Raw genomic sequence first — 18334 nt, forward strand, 5'->3', positions numbered from 1 at the left:
ACCGGGGACCGACGAATTGAAGAACTGAAGAATTGAAGAATTGAGGAGTTGGAGAGCTGTAGAGCTGAGAAAACAAGGAAACGGTGTGACTGATCCCCTCTTTCTTCAGTTCTTCAATTCCTCAGCTCCTCACTCCCAGTTCCCCTCCCCCAAACGCAATCACCCCCGCCTCGAGGGACGGGGGTGACATGCGAGGATATCGGAAAAAGGGGGTAGCCTTTCCCGGCCCTCACAGGCTCAGCAGACGATTCAGATCCTCCTCCGTCGCCTGCCGCTCGATGATGGTGCGGCCTTGCGCGTCGATCATCTCGAAACGGCCATTCTGGACTGATTCCTTCATGCCGTTGCGATGGACGACGGTGATCTTGTTGCCGTCAATCGAGAGCGTGTCGCCGGTTGCAGCGTTGGTATAGCTGTTCTTGCCGCCGGGATTGGTGTTGCCCTTGCCGCTGTTGTTGCCGGGCCCGGCATTGGGGTTGCCCCCACCGGCATTGCTGTTGTCGGAATTGCCACCGGCATTGCTGTTGCCGCTGTTGCCGGAATTCGAGCCACCTGCCGAGCCGGAATTCGAGCCACCGCCGCCGGAACCCGAGTTGCCTCCATTGCCATTGCCGCCGCTATTGCCGTTGCCGGCGTAGGCGGACACGAGCTTTGTCACGTTGCCCGGCGCCAACAGGCAGGGCGCGACCACAACCGCCAGCGCGACGGAGAGGCGCAGCGAAAGGTCGATTAGCCTTTTGCAGGCGGGTTGGCGCATTCTTTTCCTTCTTGCCGGTTCCACCTCGGTTTGCCGAAGTTCCGCTCACGGCACAGGCGACGCGGAACCGGTCTCTTGACGCAGGAGGTTAGGATCACATTCCGGCGACGCGACGAAAGCGGCCCACGACCCATGCTCCAGCCGATCAGACCATTTCCGCCGCCATGGGTGACCAATGTCGCAGCAGCAGCCATCGCCACGGCTTTGAAAAAATTACCCCCGCACGGAGGCGGGGGTAAGGTGAGTAGCCAGATTCCATCGCAAGACGATCAGGACCGCAGAGACGAAGCAAAAGGTGGCAACCTGATTTTGCAGCGCTGACCTTCGGTCCCTTAAGATCTAATCCGAATAAAACCTCGCTCTCACAAACTCTGCTCTCACAAACTCTTCAGGCGATTGAGATCGGCCATGGTGGCCCTGCGGTCGACGATGGTGCGTCCGTATTTGTCTTCCATCCTGAACCGGCCGTTCTCGATCGTCTCCTTCATTCCATTGCGGTGCGTGACCTGGATGCTGCCTGCGGTGGCCTCGACCTTGTCGCCGGTCGCCGCGTTCACGTGGCTGTCGACATCGCCGGCGCCGTTGCTCGAGCTGTCGTTCTCGCCGCTGTTGCCCTTGCTGTTCCCGCTGTTGCCGCCGCTATTGCCGTTTCCGTTTCCGCTGTTCCCGCCGCTATTGCCGCCACCGTTTCCGCTGTTGCCGCCGCTATTGCCGCCACCGTTCCCGCTGTTACCGCCGCCGCCGTTCCCACCACCATTGCCGCCACCGTTCCCACCGCCATTGCCGCCCTTGCCGGCATAGGCCTTGGTCACAACGACACCATCGACGGAGAGACTGAAAGGCGCGACAACAAGCACCAACGCAGTCAGCGCTCGCAAGACCAGCCTGCAGCCCCTGCGCGATGCGCGCATCCCGCTCTCCCAACGCCAGCCCTTCGGCCCGTCGGCCGAACTACCCCACCGGCAATGTCGCAGCATAAGCATCCCCAATCAGCCCATGATTAGGAAGTGGCCCACGACCCTTGTCTTGTCCACTCGGACTTATTGCTATTTTTGATAAGACCTAAGTCTTATTTCAACCACCGGATGTGGTCGGATATTGCCGACGCGCGGATCGATTTTCTTCAAACCGGGCAACGCCTTAATGCGCGACGCTCAGAAATGGATTCGCGTGGCGCGACGGCTTTCGGGGAGTCAGGCCGGCGAAGGCGCGGGCCGCCGCGCGGCGACCGCCGCCGAAGGCGGCCGCAATGACGGCGGCTATGCCGGCGCATTGCGCAAGATTGAGCTTCTCCGCCAAAAACAGAAAGCCGGTCAGCACGGCGCGCAGACGGTGATGCCGTAGGCGGCGAGCCAGGGCAGGTTTTTCCGCGAGGGCAGCACCTTCCATGGCCTCAGCACCGCCGCCAGCATCAGCGCGCCGATGGCAAGCCTCAACACGGTCGTGCCTTCCGGCCCCAGCACCGGAAACAGGCTCTTGGCAAAGGCGGCGCCGACCTGCACCAACAGCATGGAGCCGAGCAGGCCGAGGATGGGCATGGCGCCGACATGCGCCTGCGGTTCTGCAATCGGCGTCGATGTCACTTGCTCTCCGTTCCTCCTGCCCCGGTCGAGAATCGGAGATAAAGGCCTTTGCGGCAGCGCCGTCGTGAGTCAGCGGGCGGCGGATGGTGGGACAAGGCGTGCCCTTCCCTCGGGCGGCAGGCCTGCTGCACCGCACAAGAACTTGAAATTCAAGATGCTTTCACAGGCCTTACCGTAGAACTTGGCACCGCGATCGAGCCTCTTTCTCAATATTCCCATCATGCTCGCTGCAGTTGCCGAGATAACCCTCCGACATCCCTGGCGATTGATGATTTCCGCAAATCAGACCAATTACCCATGACTTCATAAGACCATTAGATGGTCCGTACGGATATTTTCACAGCACAACCATTTACGTCCCGCAACGGCATCACATCTTATTTCAAGATCGTAAGCATTTTGTGTTGCACCGCAACATCCACCGCGACAATCGTGGAGCGGGGGCATGCCTGTTGGAGGATGCCATTATTGTGACTCGGATGGGCATTCTGCCGGCCGGCAGGGATTGCGCCCCCGGCCCCGACGGCGAGCGGTCGGCCCGCAGCGGCGAGATTCGCTCGCCCTCTGCCGCGTGGCGTGACCAAGCTGGCGAATGCCGCCGATGACGAACGCGCGCGACATCCAGCTGGATGCGTTACGGGCCATTGCGGTGGTGCTGGTGCTCTACTCGCATTTCCTCGCTCCCGGCGGCTCGTCCTTCGTAGGCCATCTCGGGGTCAGGCTGTTCTTCGTGCTCTCCGGCTTCCTGATCACCCGGCTGTTGCTGGACGCGCGTGACACCGGTGCATTCGCCGCAGGGCCGGCGCTGCGTTCCTTCTATGCCAGGCGGATGATCCGGATATTCCCGCCTTACTTCGCGGTGCTGGCGCTCGCATGGTTCGCCTCGGAACAATCCAGGCCCTCGCTCGCCTGGCATGCGCTCTACCTCTCGAATTTCTGGTATGCGCGGCAGAACGACTGGACGCCCTGGCTGCTCTGCCACTTCTGGAGTCTCAGCATCGAGGAGCAGTTCTACCTCGCCTGGCCGCTGATCGTGCTTCTGGCGCCGCGCCGGCGCATCGAGGCGATCGCCATCGGCGTCATCGCCTTCTCGCTCGCTTACCGGTTCTACTGGCCGATCGCCGCCGGCCCGGCGCTCGCTCGCGACCTGCTGCCGCCGGGCTCGATGGACGCGCTTGGCTGCGGCGCCCTGCTTGCCGTCCGCCGCGCCAGGGGCGTGGATGCGCCGCAATGGATGCGGCTCTGCTGGCCGGCCCTGGCGGTGGTGTTCCTGTTCGTGGTCCAGTCCGACCCCGGGCCGGCGAATTCGGCTTGGGAGTGGCCCCGCTGGGCGCTGGTGCAGGTGCTGCCGCTGGTGCCGATGATGGCAATCGTCGCCGCATGCTCGAACGGGCTGCGCGGCACGCCGGGCAGGCTGGCCGAACTCCCCCCGCTGCTGTGGCTCGGCCGCATCAGCTACGGCGTATACCTCTATCATTCGATCCTTCTGGCCTGCGCCGTCAGGGCGCAATCATGGATTCCGATCAACGTCTCGGAACAGGGGCCGGGGCGGTTCCTCGTCGCGGGCACCGCCACCGTGGTCGTCGCCTCGCTTTCCTGGGTGTTTTTCGAGAAGCCGCTCAACGGTCTCAAGCGCTATTTCCCCTATGTCGCGCCCGCTCATCCGCGTGGCGCGAGCGAGGCCCTCCGGTTCGGCGCCGCCCCGGCGCTCGATCTGCAGCCGACGGACCGGAGCCGGCCATGACCGCAGCGCCTCTCATCTCCGTGCTGTTGCCGGTCTACAATGCCGAGCCCTACGTGGCCGCCGCCATGCAGTCGATCCTGCAGCAGGACTACGGCCGGCTCGAAGTCATCGCCATCGACGACGGATCGACCGACAGGTCGCTTGAGATCCTCGAACGCTGCCGCCGGGACGACAGCCGCGTATCGATCATCTCGCGCGAAAACCGTGGCCTCGTCGCCAGCCTCAATGAGGGACTGGCGGTCGCGCGGGGCGAGCTCGTAGCGCGCATGGACGCCGACGACTTCGCCTATCCCTGGCGGCTGTCGCGCCAGGCGGCGCTGTTTGCGGCGCGGCCGGAGCTCGGCTTCTGCGGCGCGCTCGTGGATACGCTGCTGCACGGCCGCGTCCTTAAGGGGCGGCTCGACCCGGTGTTCCGTCTCAGCCTCCCCGAGCTGGCAAAATTCTTCACGATCTTCCTGCACCCGACGGTGGTCTATAACCGCAAGGTCATCTCCGAGGCCGACCTCCACTATGACGGCGCTTATCGGCATGCCGAGGATTTCGACCTCTTCCGGCGGCTGGCCGATCGCTATCCGGCGGCGCTGATGCCGGAGAGCCTGCTGGTCTACCGCGTCCATCCCGGCAGCGTGACCAGCCGGCACGGCAAGGAGATGCGGCGCACGCATCTCAAGATTGTCGGCGAGAACCTCGAGCGCCTGGGTTTGGCGCAGGAGTGCGAGGACCTGCGCGCCATCGGCGATCGCGTTTGCCTCGACACCGTGCGCCGGGCGGCCGCCTTCATCCGGGCGCTCGAAGAGCGGATCGCGACATTGCCCGACCCGACGCGGCCGAGCTTCGAGGCCGGCGCGCTCAACCTGTTCTATTTCCTCTACCAGCTCGTCAACGACGAGGAGCGGCCGGCGCTGTCGCATGAATTGCTGACGCTGACCGGGAAATGGAACGCGATCCGCCGCCGGGAGAAATACGCGCTCGGCCCCGGCGCCTGGGCGCCCTGGCTGAGCCAGGCCTCGATGTGGGCCGGCAAGCGCGCCGATTGGCTCGCCTATCGCTTCAAATCCGCGCCGGCAACGTCAGTGCTGGCACCCTACAGGATGGCCGCGCCATGAACGCCGAGCGCCATCCGTTGCTGCGGCACCTGCCCCCGCCTCCGCGACCCAGGCAGCGGCCGGAGGCTTCCTTCATCGTCTGCACGCGCGACCGGCTGGACGTGCTCGAAGCCTGCATCGACTCGATCCGCGCCGCGTGCCGGGCGCATCCGGCCTTCGCGGCCGAGCTGGTGGTGGTCGACAACGGCTCGCGCGATGGCACGGCCAGTTATCTGTTGGCGGCCGCCGCGACGTCGGACATCCCCCTGACCGCAATCTCGGAGTCCCGCCCCGGGCTGGCGGCGGCGCGCAATGCGGGACTGGCGCAGGCGCGCGGGCGGGTGCTGGTGTTCGTCGACGACGACTGCAGGCTCGACCGCAACTATCTCGCCGACCTCGAGCGGCATTATGCGAGCGGCGAGAAATGGCTGATCCGCGGCGGCCGCGTCGAAATCGGCGACGCGCGCGACCTGCCCTTCACGATAAAATGCTGCGACGAGCGCCAGCGGCTGACGCCGGCGGTCCACCCGGGCGGCTTCGTGCTCGGCTGCAACATGACCATGCACCGCGACGTCGCCGCCCGCATCGGCCCCTTCGACGAACGCTTCGGCGCCGGCGGGGCGCTGCGCTCGGCCGAGGACACGGATTATCTGGTGCGGGCGATGCTTGCCGGCATGGCGGTGGAATATGTGCCCGACATGACGATCTCCCACCATCACGGACGGCGCGACCGCATGGCGATCGACCGGCTGCACCGCGACTATCATTTCGGCAACGGCGCGCTCTGCCTGAAGCATTTTCGCCGCGCGCCCTGGCTGCTTCGCCATTTCTACTGGGCGGCGCGGGCCGCCATGCGCGAGCTCGCCGGCGGGCCGCGCTTCGACCAGGATCTCAAACTGTCGCACTGGCCGATCGTTCTGATGAACCTTGCCGGCGCGGCGAAGTTCATGGCTCTCGTGCTCGCCGGGCGGCCGGATCGGCAACAGCTCGGCCAGGAGACCACCGCGACCAGGGCGGAGGCCGGCGCGCCATGAGCGGGCGTCCGACCCTGCCGATGCTGCGCCAGGCGCTCGGCCGCCGGCAGCTCGGCCTGCTGCCGATCGTCGTGGCACTCGGGCTCGCCGGCGCCGCGCTGGAAGGATTCGGCATCGGGCTGATCATTCCGCTGCTCGGCATCATCATGGGGCATGGCGAGGCGACCGGCATGGCCGGCCTGTCGGCGCTCCTGCAGAAGGTCGGCGCCGGGCTCGGCGAGCGCGAGCGGCTGATCGCCCTTGCGGTCGCGATCCTCGGCTCGATCCTGCTGAAGAACCTGCTCGGCTTCGCCAATTCCGTGCTCACCGCCCATATCTACGGCAAGGCCAGCCAGGCGATCCGCGGCGCGCTCGCCGAGCGGCTGCTTTCGATCGGCTATCCCTTCTTCCTCAAGGAGAGCCCCGGGCGGTTGCTCAACATCATCTCGAGCGAATCCTGGCGGGCGTCGGACGCCATCCAGGCGATGCTGGGCTCGATCGTCAGCGCCTCGGCGTCGCTCATCCTGCTCGTCTTCCTGCTGCTGCTCTCCTGGCAGATGACGCTGCTGGTGATGCTCGGGCTGGCGCTTGTCCAGGTTGCGCATATGGCGCTGTCGGCGCATCTGAGAAAGCCGAGCCGAAGCGTTGCCTCGCGCAACAGCGCCCTGGCCTCACGGATGCTGCACCTGGTGCATGCCGGCCGGCTGATCCGCATCTTCGGCCAGGAGGCGCGCGAGAAGGCGGCGTTTGAGGCGGCGTCGGACGGAGTGCGCCGGGCGGCCTTCCAGCTTGCCAACCGCCAGGGCGCGCTGGGCCCGGTGACCGAAGTGCTGCACGCCATGCTGTTCCTCGCGGTAGTGATCGGCGCATGGCTGGCGGGCCTGAGCTTTCCGCTGGTCGCCGCCTTCCTCATCCTGCTCTACCGGCTGCAGCCGCATGTGCGGGCCCTGCAGATGACCTGGAGCCAGCTGCAGGGGCTTTCGGGCTCGCTGGAAGAGGTGACCTGGCTGCTCGACCCCAAGGGCAAGCCGGCGCCGCCGCAAGGCAGCCGGCCGTTCGCGTCTTTAAGCGACAAGATCGCCTTCGAGGGCGTGAGCTTCAGCTATGCCAATGAGGAGCAGCGCGCGGCGGTGCTGCATGCCGTGAGCTTCGACATAAGAAGCGGCCGCTCGACGGCGCTGATCGGCCGTTCCGGCGCCGGCAAGACGACCATCGTCAACCTGCTCTGCCGCTTCGTCGAGCCGGATGGCGGCCGCATCCTCGTCGACGGCGCGCCGCTCGGCGAGATCGATCCGGTCGCGTGGCGGGCGCATATCGCTTTAGCCAGCCAGGAGCTGGAACTGGTGGACGGCACCATCCTCGACAACATCACCTACGGCAAGGACAAGGCGAGCGAGGAAGAGGCCCGGCGCGCCGCCGAGCTTGCCGAGGCGCATGAATTCATCGAACGCCTGCCGCAGGGCTACGGGACAATCGTCGGCTATCGCGGCGTCAATTTGTCGGCCGGACAAAGACAGCGCATCGCGCTCGCCCGCGCGCTGGTGCGCGACCCCGACATCCTGATCCTTGACGAGGCCACCAACGCGGTGGACGGGCTTTCGGAGGCGGCGATCGTGGAAACGCTGAAGTCGCGCGCCGGCCGCCGTACGACGATCGTGATCAGCCACCACCACTCGACGATCTCGTTCTGCGACGACCTCGTGATTTTGGAGCATGGACGGGTGAGGAGGCAGGCGCCGTTCGCGGAACTGGCGGCGCGCAGCATGGATGAATTGTATCAGCCGGAGTGAGGGCATGGAGGGACGGCGGCGTCGCGCCTTCGTCATCCTAGGGCGGAGCAAGGAGCAAAGCGACGCGCGCAGACCCTAAAGCGCGTCGCATTGAACCGGATTCATGCGACGCGCTTTAGGTCCTGATTTTTATGCATGTCGTCTTCCCAAAACCGAGGTCACTTTTGGGCGACAAGCATTGGGATCCATGCCGTGACGCTAAAGCGTTGCTACGGTTACAGAATTTTCCACCGCTGCACTCTGCGGCAACGGTTACGGCATGGATCCTCGGGTCAAGCCCGAGGATGACGAAGCGTTGGCGCAGCCCCCTCCCCGATCCGCTTTGCGGATCGACCTTCCCCACAAGGGGGAGGGTAAAGATCACCCCGCCATCGCCAGCGGCGCGGCGCTCTTGTTGGGGATCTGGATGTCGATCTCCAGCGTCGACATGGTGGCGCCGCGGTCCATCGAGACCTGGAGGTAGTCCTGGTCGATCTGCACATGCTTGGCAATGACCGCCATGATCTCCTCGCGCAGGATGGAGACAAGATCCGGCTGGCCGCGGCTCTGGCGCTCATAGGCGAGCAGCAGCTGCAGCCGCTCGCGCGCCACCGGCGCGCTGGTGCGCCGCTTGAAGAGGTCGAGGATGCTCATGCGGCCCTCCTTCCGAGCAGCCGGTCGAGGAAGCCCTTGCGTTCGAAGGGGACGACCACCGGCAGGTCCTCGCCTTCCAGGCGCCTTGCCGCTTCGAGGTAAGCCTTTGCGGCACCATTGAGCGGTTCCGAGAGCGTCACGGGCGAGCCGAGGTTGGAAGCCCGCAGCACATCCTGGCTTTCCGGGATGATGCCGAGCAGCGGCGTGGAGAGAATCTCCAGCACGTCGTCGATCGACAGCATCTCGCCTCGCGAGGCGCGCGCCGCGTCATAGCGCGTGACCAGCACGTGTTTTTGCACCAACTCGCCCTGCTCGGCCTTCATGGTGCGGGCGTCGAGCAGGCCGATGATGCGGTCGGAGTCGCGCACCGACGACACTTCCGGGTTGGTGACGATGACCGCTTCGTCGGCGAAGCGCATGGCGAGCTGGGCGCCGCGCTCGATGCCGGCCGGGCTGTCACAGAAGACATAGTCGAACACCGAGCGCAGCCGGGCGATGACTTCCGCCACGCCCTCCTCGGTCAGCGCGTCCTTGTCGCGGGTCTGCGAGGCGGGCAGCAGATAGAGCGTCTCCAGCCGCTTGTCGCGGATCAGCGCCTGCGACAGCTTCGCGGTGCCCTGGATGACGTTGACGAGGTCGAACACCACGCGGCGCTCGGCGCCCATGATGAGGTCGAGATTGCGCAGGCCGACGTCGAAATCGACCAGCGCCACCTTCTTGCCGGTCTTGGCCACGGCGGCGCCGAGCGCGGCCGTCGAGGTCGTCTTGCCGACGCCCCCCTTGCCCGATGTGACCACGACTACCTTGCCCATATATTCAGCCTCCGTTGGCGATTCTTATTCATGACCGTGCCGGGCACGGCGGACTGTCCATTCCTTGGTGCATGTCGTTCTCCCAAAACCGCGGGGCACTTTTGGGCGACATGCACTGTCACTTTGGCACGCGAAACCGGTCCGAAGCTTGCGCGTCAGCCCAGCGGCACCACGCAGAGCGCATCGTTGTCGAGGAAGGCCTGCACGGCCTTGCCGCGCGACACGCCTTCCATTTCCTCGGCCGTGGTGTACCAGCCATCGACGGCGAGCAGCTCGGCCTCGTTCTTGCGGCAGAAGATGCGCGCCGAAATATTGCCTTCCGAACCGGCGATCGCGCGGCCGCGCAGCGTGCCGTAGACATGGATCGAACCGCCGGCGACGATCTCGGAGCCGGACGCGACCGAGCCCAGCACGATGACGTCGCCATGCGGATGGAACACCGACTGTCCCGAGCGGATCGGCGCCTTGATCATCAGCGTGCCGGCCGAAGGCTGCGCCGGCTCGGCGCTCGCGCTTGCGGCTTGCACCGGTTCGATCCTGACCGCTTCGAGCCTTGCCAGCTCGGGGTCGACCGGCTCGTCGGCCGACATCGCGATCTGCGGAGCCTCGGCCGGCGCCCCCGCGACCGGCCGGGTCTGCTCAGCGGCCTGGGCCTGCTCCCCGGCGGCGACTTCCAGCTCCTCGGCCCGCGCCTTGCGCGCGGCCCGACCCAGCAGCCCCTCGGCGGTCGCCTCCTTGGCGCCGGCCAAGAGCGGCGGCAGCTCGGGCCCTAGCTCGGCCCCTTCCAGCTCGATCGCATAGACGCGGATGCCGCGCGAGCCGAGCACGCCGACCAGCGCCCCGATCTCCTCCGGCCCCGGCTGCAGGAGGTTCAGATCCAGCACCACCGGGCGCCCGTTGAAATAGCCCGGCGAGTTGGCGATCCAGCGATCCAGCCCCTCCAGCCAGTCGGCGATCGGCGCCTCCGGCGTCAGCGTGAAAGCGACGAAGGAACGGGCGCGAAAGCGGATCGATTTGTTGTGCAGGGGGGCGGCGAAGGTCACGTCCAAGCGAATCCTTACTCAATGGTTAAAGGGTGCCGGGCGAATGGTTAACAAAAGGTTAATTTTGGGGATCGAGGCCGTTAAGGAAGTGGCTCGGCTAAGTTCTGTGGCAGCGCGGTGACAGGGCCTGCGCCGACTACTACCAGCCGAAGGGCGAGGCCCCGACAGGCATGCATGTGAAACGGCTAATATACGAAGCGAGGTCCTGCCTGCACCATCCGGCATGGTTAATTTTGCATCACCTCCAGAGCAAGGGGACGGCACATGCATTTCCATCAGCAAGGTAACGAGCAGGCAGGCAGCAAATGGGCAGGCAGGGCAAGCGCGACAATCGCCGTGGCGCTGGTGACAGTCCTTGTGGGATGCGCGTCATTCCGGATGGGCGGCAGGGACCAGGCGTACGGCATGTCCGCCTCCCAGACGAGGGGCGCGGAGGACTGGCTGGCGACGGCCGACGCCGACAAGGTCGTCAACGCGATGAGCGCGAAGGGCCTGATGCCCGCGACCATCGACTGCCGCTTCGCCGACACCACGCCTGGACAGGTGGCTTACCTGTCGAAATTCACCTGGATGCGGGCGCCCGCCAACACACGCTACCATTGGGAAGTCGGCGACCCGGCCTATCTCGCGAGCAAGGAAGTGAGGGCCAACCGGGTGGGGTTGAAGCGGGTGGATGCGAAACTGGTGCGGGATGCGGCGACCGGGCAGAGGGTGGGATGCTCGGTGTGGGTGGGTTAGGTCCCTTCACCACGCGAACAGCACTGGGAGGCTGATGTCCCGGCATTCGGCGTGACTCCGGCGCGCTCGCACATTTATAGGAGGGAGCTCGTCCGCCTTCCGGAGCCGCCGCCCATGCCTGCCACACTCCTCCCCTCCCTCCGCGCCCTCCTCCCCACCGCGACCATCTGGGACGCCGCCGAGCTCGCCGCGCGCGATCCCGGCTTCGATGCGCGCAATTTCGGCGCTTCGGCGCTGGTGCGGCCGCGCAATGTCGAGGGGGTCGCGGGGCTGGTGAAATTCTGCGCGGAGCGTGGCGTCAGCCTTGTCCCTCAGGGCGGGCGCACGGGGCTGGCGGGTGGGGCGGCTACTTCCTCCGGGCAGATCATTTGCGATCTCGGCGGACTTGCCCAAATCGAGGAGATCGATCCGTTCGCGCGGGTGGCGATCGTGCAGGCGGGGGTGACGCTGGGGGCGCTGCAGGAGGCCGCGGCAGCGCATGGCCTCGACCCGGGCATCGACCTTGCGGCGCGCGGCAGCGCAACGATCGGCGGCATGGTTTCCACCAATGCCGGCGGCATCATGGCGTTTCGCAACGGCACGATGCGCCACCGCGTGCTCGGCCTGGAAGCCGTGCTGCCGGACGGGCGGGTGTTTTCCGATCTCACAAGGGTGCTCAAGACCAGCGCCGGCTATGACCTGAAACATCTCTTCATCGGCGCGGAGGGCACGCTCGGCATCGTCACCCGCGTGGCGGTGCGGCTCGACCCGGTGGCAGGCGCCAGCGCCACGGCGCTGGTCGGCGTGCCGGATGCGGCAAGCGCGCAGCGCATCGTGCGGCATTTCCTGGGCTCGACCAGCGCGCGGCTTTCCGCCGCCGAGATCCTGTGGCGCAATTTTGCCTCGCTGATGCAGCGGGGGCTGGGCTATGCGCCCGGGCAGTTGCCGCTCGATGCGCCCTGCCTGCTGGTGCTGGGGCTTGGCGCCGACAGTGTCGAGGCGGCTCGACAACTGCTGGAGGACGGGCTGGCGGCGATCTGGGAAGAGGCCGGCATCCTCGACGGGCTGGTCGCGAACTCCGAGGCGCAAGCCGCCCAGATGTGGCGGCTGCGCGAGGAGACAGTTGAGATCGAGCGCGCGCACCCCATGGCGCCCTCCTTCGACGTTTCCGTGCCGGGCGGCGCGCTGGACGCCTATGTGGCGCGCATCGAAGCCGGGCTGAGGCGGATCGACGCCGCCTACGCGCCCTATGTCTACGGCCATCTCGCCGACGGCAATTTGCACATCTCCATCAATTGCGACGGGCCGCTTCCGCATGAGCGGCACGCGGCGATCGAGGACGCGCTTTATGAGGGCCTGCGCGAAGCCGGCGGCTCGTTCTCGGCCGAGCATGGGGTCGGGCTGGAGAAGCGCGAGGCCTATGAGCGGCATGCGGATCCGGTGAAGCGGGATTTGGCGAAGGCGATCAAGGCGTTGATCGACCCGGGTAATGTGATGAATCCGGGGAAGATCGTGGGGTGAAGGCTCTTTTCCTCGCCCCCATAAAATGGGGGAGAGGTGGCTCGGCGAAGCCGAGACGGAGAGGGGGAGCGCCAACGTTGAAGGACGCGTGCGAGCCCGCCAGCGCCGCAGGCCCCTCTCCGGCCGCTTCGCGGCCACCTCTCCCCACTTCGTGGGGCGAGGAAACGCGAACCGCTGGGCGCCGGCCCTACTCGCATTGGCGGCGCGGGCCGCCGTCGAAGGGCTGATAGCTGTTGTCGCGCGGATCGTAGGAGCGGTAGCGGCTGAAGCAGTAATCGACATGGTCGCCCGAGACCTGCCGGCCGGAGGCCTGGGCGGCCTCGGCCTGTGGCGAGATCTCTTCCGGCGGGCCGCCATAGGTGGTGGCGTAGCCGTCGCCGGTCGGGGCGTAGCCCTCCATCTCGGCCTGGTCGTCGTTCGTCTGGTCGTCGTTGATCCGGTTGCCGGTCGAGGCGGTGCGGTCGCCGCCGGGGTCGTAATAGGGCGAGATGCATGGGCGCAGCTCGCCACTGTAGGAACGGTAGCTGTTTTCGTCCGGGCGGTAGCTGCGATAGCGCGTCGCGCACCATTGCAGATGGGCGACGGGCAATTGCCGCTCGGCCTGCGGGTCGGCCGGCGCTGGCTGCTGGGCCGCGTTGACGCCCGGCGCGGGCTGAGTGGGAGCGGACATGCCGGGCAATGGCTGCAGCCGCGGCTGTGCTGGCGCCGCCGGCGCCGCGAGCGCCGTGGCCTGCGTGGCGCCACCCGCCTTGACGGGTTCGCCCGGGGCCGGCTCGCCGCCCGCCTTGGCGGGCTCGGCCTGCTGGGCGGGAATGCGCTCGAGGTTCTGCTTTTGCTGATCAACCGGCTGCGCGTCCTTCGTCCACAGCTCGGAAACGCCGATCGCGGGCGTTGCCTGGCGCACCGGCTTGGCGGCCAACATCCAGGTGGCGAAGGCAAGTCCGCTGGCGAACACGGCCAAGGTCAGCACGAACCCACCGGCAATTCCCAACAAAGCCTTCACGCGGCGCTCCTTCAGTCCCCGCTCATAGAATGCGGGGCGCGGGATGGAGTTCCTTCTGCTGCGCAATGGGGGCCAAAGTCGGGCGGGCAAGCGCCGCCGCCGAAAGCCGGCAAGACGGATGCGGCATCAGGCCCGGCCGACCACTTCCCTGTATTCCCGCACCTTGCCGTCCTGGCCCCTGATCAGCCAGGTGTCGCCGTCGCGGCCCTCGATGTGGCTCGCCGCCAGCGGCACCTTGCCGCCGCCGTCCGGCAGGTCGATGACATAGGTCGGGTTGCAGATGCCGGAGAGGCGCCGGCGCAGTTCCGCCACCAGCGCCTGGCCCTCGGCGATCGTTGTGCGGCGGTGCGCCATGGCGCGCGCGAGGTCGCCGTGGTGCAGGTAATAGGGTTTTACGCCGAGACGGTACATCAACTCGCGGCAGAGTTCCTCCAGCACCTCCACCTTGTCGTTCACGCCTTTCAGGAGAACGCTCTGGTTGAGCAGCACGAAGCCCGCCTGCCGCATCGCGCGGCAAGCCGCCTCGGCCTCCTCGGTGAGCTCGCGTGGGTGGTTGAAATGAGTGACCACCGTCACCATCAGCCGGCCCTGCAGCGCCTCGACCAGGCCGGGCGTGATGCGCGACGGCAGCGCCACCGGCACGCGGGTGTGGATGCGCAAAAGCCTGAGATGCGGGATCGCTTCCAGGCGGGCGCGGATCTCGGCCAGCGCCTTGTCGGGCAGCGACAGCGGATCGCCGCCGGTCAGGATCACCTCGCGGATTTCCGGGTGTCCGGCGATATAGGCCAGCGCCGGCTCCACCGCCTCGCGCGTGTAGCCGCGGCCGATCGAGGTCAGAGACTCCTTGCGGAAACAGAAACGGCAATAGACGGCGCATTGATAGGTCGGGAACAGAAGCACGCGGTCGGCATGGCGGTGCGTCAGCCTGGGAACGGGACTGAAGGCGTGGTCGCCGATCGGGTCGTCGAGCTCGCCCTCGGCCGCGACCAACTCGTCCGGCGACGGGATCACCTGGGCGCGGATCGGATCGTCCGAGTCGTTCCAGTCGATCAGGTCGAGATAGGGTTTTGGCACGCGTACCTTGTGGGCGGCAGCGGCCTCCTGCGCGGCGGCGCGCTCGGCCGGCGAGAGCGGCAGGGATGCCAGATCGCGAACGTGACGCACGCCGGCGCGGACGTCGTCCTGCCAGGCGGCATCGGGGGCGGCAGCTTGCTTGAGGTTGGCGTCTGAGGTCATCAGGGTTCTCGGGGGCGGTTTTCCGCGGGATATCGGCCGAACAGGCGTCACGGTCAATCGCCGCGGTTGCCGCAGACAGCCTACGCAGCGATTCAATGCTTCCCCACCGCTTCGGATAGTTGTTTCAGTGGAATGGTATTAACCTGCATCATCCGTGGCTTCGGGGGCGATACCAATGGATTTCAGCGCAGGGCATGGCTACCTCCTCATCGGCGGGCTCATCCTTGTCGGCGCCGGCTTGCTGATCATTTCGCTGATCGTCAACCTGCGCGTGGCGCACAGCGTGCGCGACGACGTGCGCCACCGCGAAAAATTGCTGGAATACTACCGCAACATCTTCTCGCAGCTCGGCGTGATCCTGATCGGCATCGGTGTGTCGCTGTTCATTTTCTTCTTCCAGCAGAACTATCAGGACCAGCGCAGGCGCGAGACCGAGCTGCAGCAGGTGCTCGCCAAGCTCGCCGCGCGCATTGCCCGTGGCGCGCCGGTCGTCGAAACGCTCGGCGAATTCGACGAAGTTCTGGATGCGGGCGGGGCCTATGTCGGCCCCGAACACGGCGGAAACAACGCCGCGATCAGCGCTGAGGGAGCCGAGCTCGGCAAGCAGGTCGAAAAGATCCTGCTGGTCGAACGTGACGTTGATGTTCGAGATTTTGACATTCTGAACCTGTCGCGCGATCTCGAAGCCACCTTTGTCGTCAACGAGCTCGATCCGACACTCTGGTTCGACATCGTGCGCGACGAGAACGACATCAAATATGCCACGACGCAGCTCGGCCTCGACTACAAGGACCTGCATGAAGCGATCGGAGACGAGCCGGTCGAAGCGGCGGTCGCCAAGCCTGACAAGGGACAGAAGATCAAGCGTGAGGTGCTCGACATCCTCTATGACGCCGATCTCCTGCGCCAGCGCAGCAGGCGGTTTCTCGGTCGCGCGTGCTGGCTCTTCAGCAAGGGGCGAGGCTTCGTCGCTCTGCCGGCGACCGAGGCGATCGAGGCCGACGCCAAGTCGCAGCAGGAATGGATCGACCGCTCGAAACCGGTGCTGACGCAGTCGAAGTCGGGCAGCAGCGACTGCTTCAAGCTGCTGCGCTACGGCCAGGCATCTTGACCCCTGCGCGTTTGCCGGGCGACACGCCTTTGGGCGGGCGGTCTAAAGCGCGTCGCGATCCTTCGGATTCGCTCCCCTGCGCTTTAGGTCTTTGATTTTACGCATGTCTTTATCCCGAAACCGGTTCCCACTTTCGGGAGACATGCTTTAGTCACCCACGCGCCGCAGCGTGCCCAAGTGATTGTCGTCGAGGAACTCGATGGTCACCGACGACGCCTTGCCATCCGGACCGACGACGAAGCTGACGCCCGTCGGCCTCTCCGGCGTCTCGGCGTCAGGATTGGTCAGGAACAGGTCGCCGTCAAAGTGCCTCAGCGGATAGGACCTGGCCCCACCCGGCCCGAGCTTGAGAACAACGCCCCCGCCCTCGCCCGATACGGTCGCCTCGCCGATGAAGTCGTTGGCGTAGCGGCCGGCGTAGGTGCTGGCGGGCGCCGCCGGCCTCGCCGGCGACTTCGGCGCGGCATATCTGGCCTTGGCCGCCTCGACCATGGGACCGAACATGCCGGCATAGATCGCGTCCCATGCCTTGACCCAATCCTCTTCGACCGAACCGTCGAAAACCAGATCGGCAAAGCTGTCGGACAGGCCTTCCGGCACGCCGGTCGGAAAGGCATTGGCAAGGATGACGATGCCGAGCTTGTCCTTTGGGAAGATCGTCACCAAGGTGCGCGCGCCGACGCTGAAGGCGCCGGCATGGCCCCAGCTCAGGCCGTGCCGGCCGAACTCGACATTCCAGCCGAGGCCGTAGAAGGAATCGCCGCCGGACACCGGATTCTTGCCGCGCGTCATCAAGGGCACGTGCGTCGGGTCCAGCGCATCGGCGGCGATCAGGGTCTTGCCGGCATAGGTGCCGTCGCCCAGCAGCAGGCGCACCCATTGCGCGAGATCGCGCGCGGTGGAGCTGACGCCGCCGGCCGGAGCCTGCGCATCCGGATCGCGCTGGATCGTCGCGGCCCAGGCGTCGCCGACCCTGATGTGGAGCGCGGCGCGGTTCGCGCGCTTGAGGAAATCGGCATGGCGCGAGCTTGTCGAGGCCATGCCAAGCGGACGGTAGAGCTTCTCCTCGGCGATCTGTTCCCAGGACTTCCCGGTCTGCATCGCGGCGGCGACGGCGCCCTCGGTCAGGCCGAAATTGCTGTAGGAATAGCCGGCGCGAAAGCTCGACGATGGCGGCACGAAGCGCAGGCGATGCAGGATCGTGGCGCGGTCGTAGCCGATGTCCTCCAGGTCGTCGCCGGCGGTGCCCGGAAGGCCACTGCGATGCGAGAACAGGTCACGTATCGTGAGCTGGCTCGTCGGATAGGGGTCGGCCAGCCGGAAGGCAGGGTCGAGGTCGGCGATCCTCGAATCCCAGGACACCACATGGTCGCTGACCAGGGCCGCGACGACGGTGGCGGAGACCGGCTTGGACAGCGAGGCGATCTGGAACACCGTATCGGCATCGACAGGCTCCGGCTTGCCGGCCTCGCGATGTCCGAAACCCTTGAGGAAGATCACCTGGTCGTCATGCACGACGGCAATGGCGAGGCCGGGCACCGCACCGGCCTCGACAGCGCCTTGCGCCAGCGCCTCGAGCTTCGATAGGGCTGTGGTCATCCGCTCCGGCGAGATCGGGTCCGCCCACACAGCAGGCGGCCAAAGGGCCATCAGGACGAATGCCCAGATCCTCAGATGACAGAGATTCCGATCAAGCCGCATGCTTGCGCCCCCCTCTCCGCATTCATCTCGCGATGTTACAGGCCGGCGCCAGCGGGGCCAATCCCCGTCACCCGTCGAACTTCGCAATTGCCTCCGCCGTCACCGGCGTGAAGAAATTCACCAGATTGCCGTCGGGATCGCGAAACAGCAGCGAACGATTGCCCCAGGGCATGGTCGTCGGCGCCTGCACCAGCGCGCTGTCGAGGATCTCGCCCAACCGCCGGTACTCGTCATCCACGTCGGCGACACGGAACTCGATGATGGCGGTGCGATTTGCCGCCGGGCTTGCCACGTGGTCGCCACCGAAGAGCTGAAGCGTGCGCGTGCTGCCGATCGCCAGGGTGCCGGCTTCCGTGACGAGCTCGGCGAAATCCTCGGTGTAGAGCGTGAGCTTGATGCCCGTCGCCGTCTCGTAGAAGGCGACGAGCCGCTTGACGTCGGCGGTGATGATGCGGGTCGAAACGAAATTCATCCAAGTCTTCTCCGTTGGCAGGCCGACGAAGGAGTTTTCGCGGCTGGACGCCCGTTCAGGCACCCTGCCCCGGCTTGTGGACCAGGCGTGCTGCCAGCATAGTGGCAACAGGA

Annotated in this window: 18 protein-coding genes; 8 read left to right on the forward strand and 10 right to left on the reverse strand. The window is 66.2% G+C overall.

What is annotated here, in order from left to right; genetic code table 11:
• Positions 1-229: 229 nt before the first annotated feature.
• Complete coding sequence (locus DPM35_RS00780) at positions 230-757, reverse strand: hypothetical protein (protein WP_112125449.1); 528 nt, start codon at positions 755-757, stop codon at positions 230-232.
• A 377-nt stretch (positions 758-1134) separates the two neighbouring features.
• Positions 1135-1668 (reverse strand): hypothetical protein, encoded by a 534-nt coding sequence (locus tag DPM35_RS00785; protein ID WP_112125450.1) that lies wholly within the window; start codon positions 1666-1668, stop codon positions 1135-1137.
• A gap of 187 nt (positions 1669-1855) precedes the next feature.
• Here DPM35_RS00785 and DPM35_RS32120 point away from each other — a divergent pair, with 187 nt between their 5' ends.
• Complete coding sequence (locus tag DPM35_RS32120) at positions 1856-2101, forward strand: hypothetical protein (protein WP_146767900.1); 246 nt, start codon at positions 1856-1858, stop codon at positions 2099-2101.
• On the opposite strand, the gene DPM35_RS00795 is transcribed toward DPM35_RS32120, so the two are convergent.
• Positions 2071-2340, reverse strand: a complete 270-nt coding sequence (locus tag DPM35_RS00795; protein ID WP_112125452.1) for a DMT family transporter — start codon at positions 2338-2340, stop codon at positions 2071-2073. The genes DPM35_RS32120 and DPM35_RS00795 overlap by 31 nt on opposite strands.
• A gap of 601 nt (positions 2341-2941) precedes the next feature.
• Here DPM35_RS00795 and DPM35_RS00800 point away from each other — a divergent pair.
• Genes DPM35_RS00800 through DPM35_RS00815 form a run of 4 tightly spaced genes read left to right on the forward strand, consistent with a single transcriptional unit; the run spans position 2942 to position 7972 of the window.
• A complete protein-coding gene (locus tag DPM35_RS00800) occupies positions 2942-4084 on the forward strand; it encodes an acyltransferase family protein (RefSeq protein WP_112125453.1) in 1143 nt (380 codons plus the stop codon).
• A complete protein-coding gene (locus tag DPM35_RS00805; RefSeq protein ID WP_112125454.1) occupies positions 4081-5190 on the forward strand; it encodes a glycosyltransferase family 2 protein in 1110 nt (369 codons plus the stop codon). Before DPM35_RS00800 ends, DPM35_RS00805 begins: the two co-directional genes overlap by 4 nt.
• Complete coding sequence (locus DPM35_RS00810; RefSeq protein ID WP_112125455.1) at positions 5187-6203, forward strand: glycosyltransferase family 2 protein; 1017 nt, start codon at positions 5187-5189, stop codon at positions 6201-6203. The genes DPM35_RS00805 and DPM35_RS00810 overlap by 4 nt, the downstream gene beginning before the upstream one ends.
• Positions 6200-7972 carry an ABC transporter ATP-binding protein gene (locus DPM35_RS00815; protein WP_245431388.1) on the forward strand — a complete coding sequence of 591 codons (1773 nt, stop codon included), beginning with the start codon at positions 6200-6202 and terminating at the stop codon, positions 7970-7972. Before DPM35_RS00810 ends, DPM35_RS00815 begins: the two co-directional genes overlap by 4 nt.
• Positions 7973-8332: 360 nt before the next feature.
• Here DPM35_RS00815 and minE read toward each other — a convergent pair whose 3' ends face one another.
• From minE to minC, 3 genes are all read right to left on the reverse strand, one after another.
• Positions 8333-8605, reverse strand: coding sequence for a cell division topological specificity factor MinE (gene minE, locus DPM35_RS00820; RefSeq protein WP_042638296.1), 273 nt, complete (start codon positions 8603-8605; stop codon positions 8333-8335).
• Complete coding sequence (gene minD / locus DPM35_RS00825; protein WP_042638294.1) at positions 8602-9417, reverse strand: septum site-determining protein MinD; 816 nt, start codon at positions 9415-9417, stop codon at positions 8602-8604. The genes minE and minD overlap by 4 nt, the downstream gene beginning before the upstream one ends.
• A gap of 155 nt (positions 9418-9572) precedes the next feature.
• A complete protein-coding gene (minC, locus tag DPM35_RS00830) occupies positions 9573-10460 on the reverse strand; it encodes a septum site-determining protein MinC (RefSeq protein WP_112126182.1) in 888 nt (295 codons plus the stop codon).
• A gap of 264 nt (positions 10461-10724) precedes the next feature.
• Here minC and DPM35_RS00835 point away from each other — a divergent pair, with 264 nt between their 5' ends.
• Together DPM35_RS00835 and DPM35_RS00840 are read left to right on the forward strand one after the other, a co-directional pair.
• A complete protein-coding gene (locus tag DPM35_RS00835; protein WP_112125457.1) occupies positions 10725-11198 on the forward strand; it encodes a hypothetical protein in 474 nt (157 codons plus the stop codon).
• Positions 11199-11312: 114 nt separating this feature from the next.
• Positions 11313-12698: an FAD-binding oxidoreductase gene (locus DPM35_RS00840; RefSeq protein ID WP_112125458.1), complete on the forward strand. Its 1386-nt coding sequence runs from the start codon at positions 11313-11315 to the stop codon at positions 12696-12698.
• Positions 12699-12885: 187 nt separating this feature from the next.
• On the opposite strand, the gene DPM35_RS33065 is transcribed toward DPM35_RS00840, so the two are convergent.
• Positions 12886-13701, reverse strand: coding sequence for a BA14K family protein (locus DPM35_RS33065; protein ID WP_112125459.1), 816 nt, complete (start codon positions 13699-13701; stop codon positions 12886-12888).
• A gap of 126 nt (positions 13702-13827) precedes the next feature.
• Positions 13828-14937, reverse strand: coding sequence for a KamA family radical SAM protein (locus tag DPM35_RS00850; RefSeq protein WP_112125460.1), 1110 nt, complete (start codon positions 14935-14937; stop codon positions 13828-13830).
• Between the two features lie 175 nt (positions 14938-15112).
• On the opposite strand from DPM35_RS00850, the gene DPM35_RS00855 reads away from it, so the two are divergent.
• Positions 15113-16048: a hypothetical protein gene (locus DPM35_RS00855; protein ID WP_112125461.1), complete on the forward strand. Its 936-nt coding sequence runs from the start codon at positions 15113-15115 to the stop codon at positions 16046-16048.
• A 147-nt stretch (positions 16049-16195) separates the two neighbouring features.
• Here DPM35_RS00855 and DPM35_RS00860 read toward each other — a convergent pair whose 3' ends face one another.
• Together DPM35_RS00860 and DPM35_RS00865 are read right to left on the reverse strand one after the other, a co-directional pair.
• Positions 16196-17749, reverse strand: a complete 1554-nt coding sequence (locus DPM35_RS00860; protein WP_112125462.1) for a serine hydrolase — start codon at positions 17747-17749, stop codon at positions 16196-16198.
• 67 nt (positions 17750-17816) lie between these two features.
• Positions 17817-18221 carry a VOC family protein gene (locus tag DPM35_RS00865; RefSeq protein WP_112125463.1) on the reverse strand — a complete coding sequence of 135 codons (405 nt, stop codon included), beginning with the start codon at positions 18219-18221 and terminating at the stop codon, positions 17817-17819.
• Positions 18222-18334 lie beyond the last annotated feature (113 nt).

Origin of the sequence: Mesorhizobium atlanticum (assembly GCF_003289965.1) — a bacterium.
Lineage (GTDB): Bacteria > Pseudomonadota > Alphaproteobacteria > Rhizobiales > Rhizobiaceae > Mesorhizobium > Mesorhizobium atlanticum.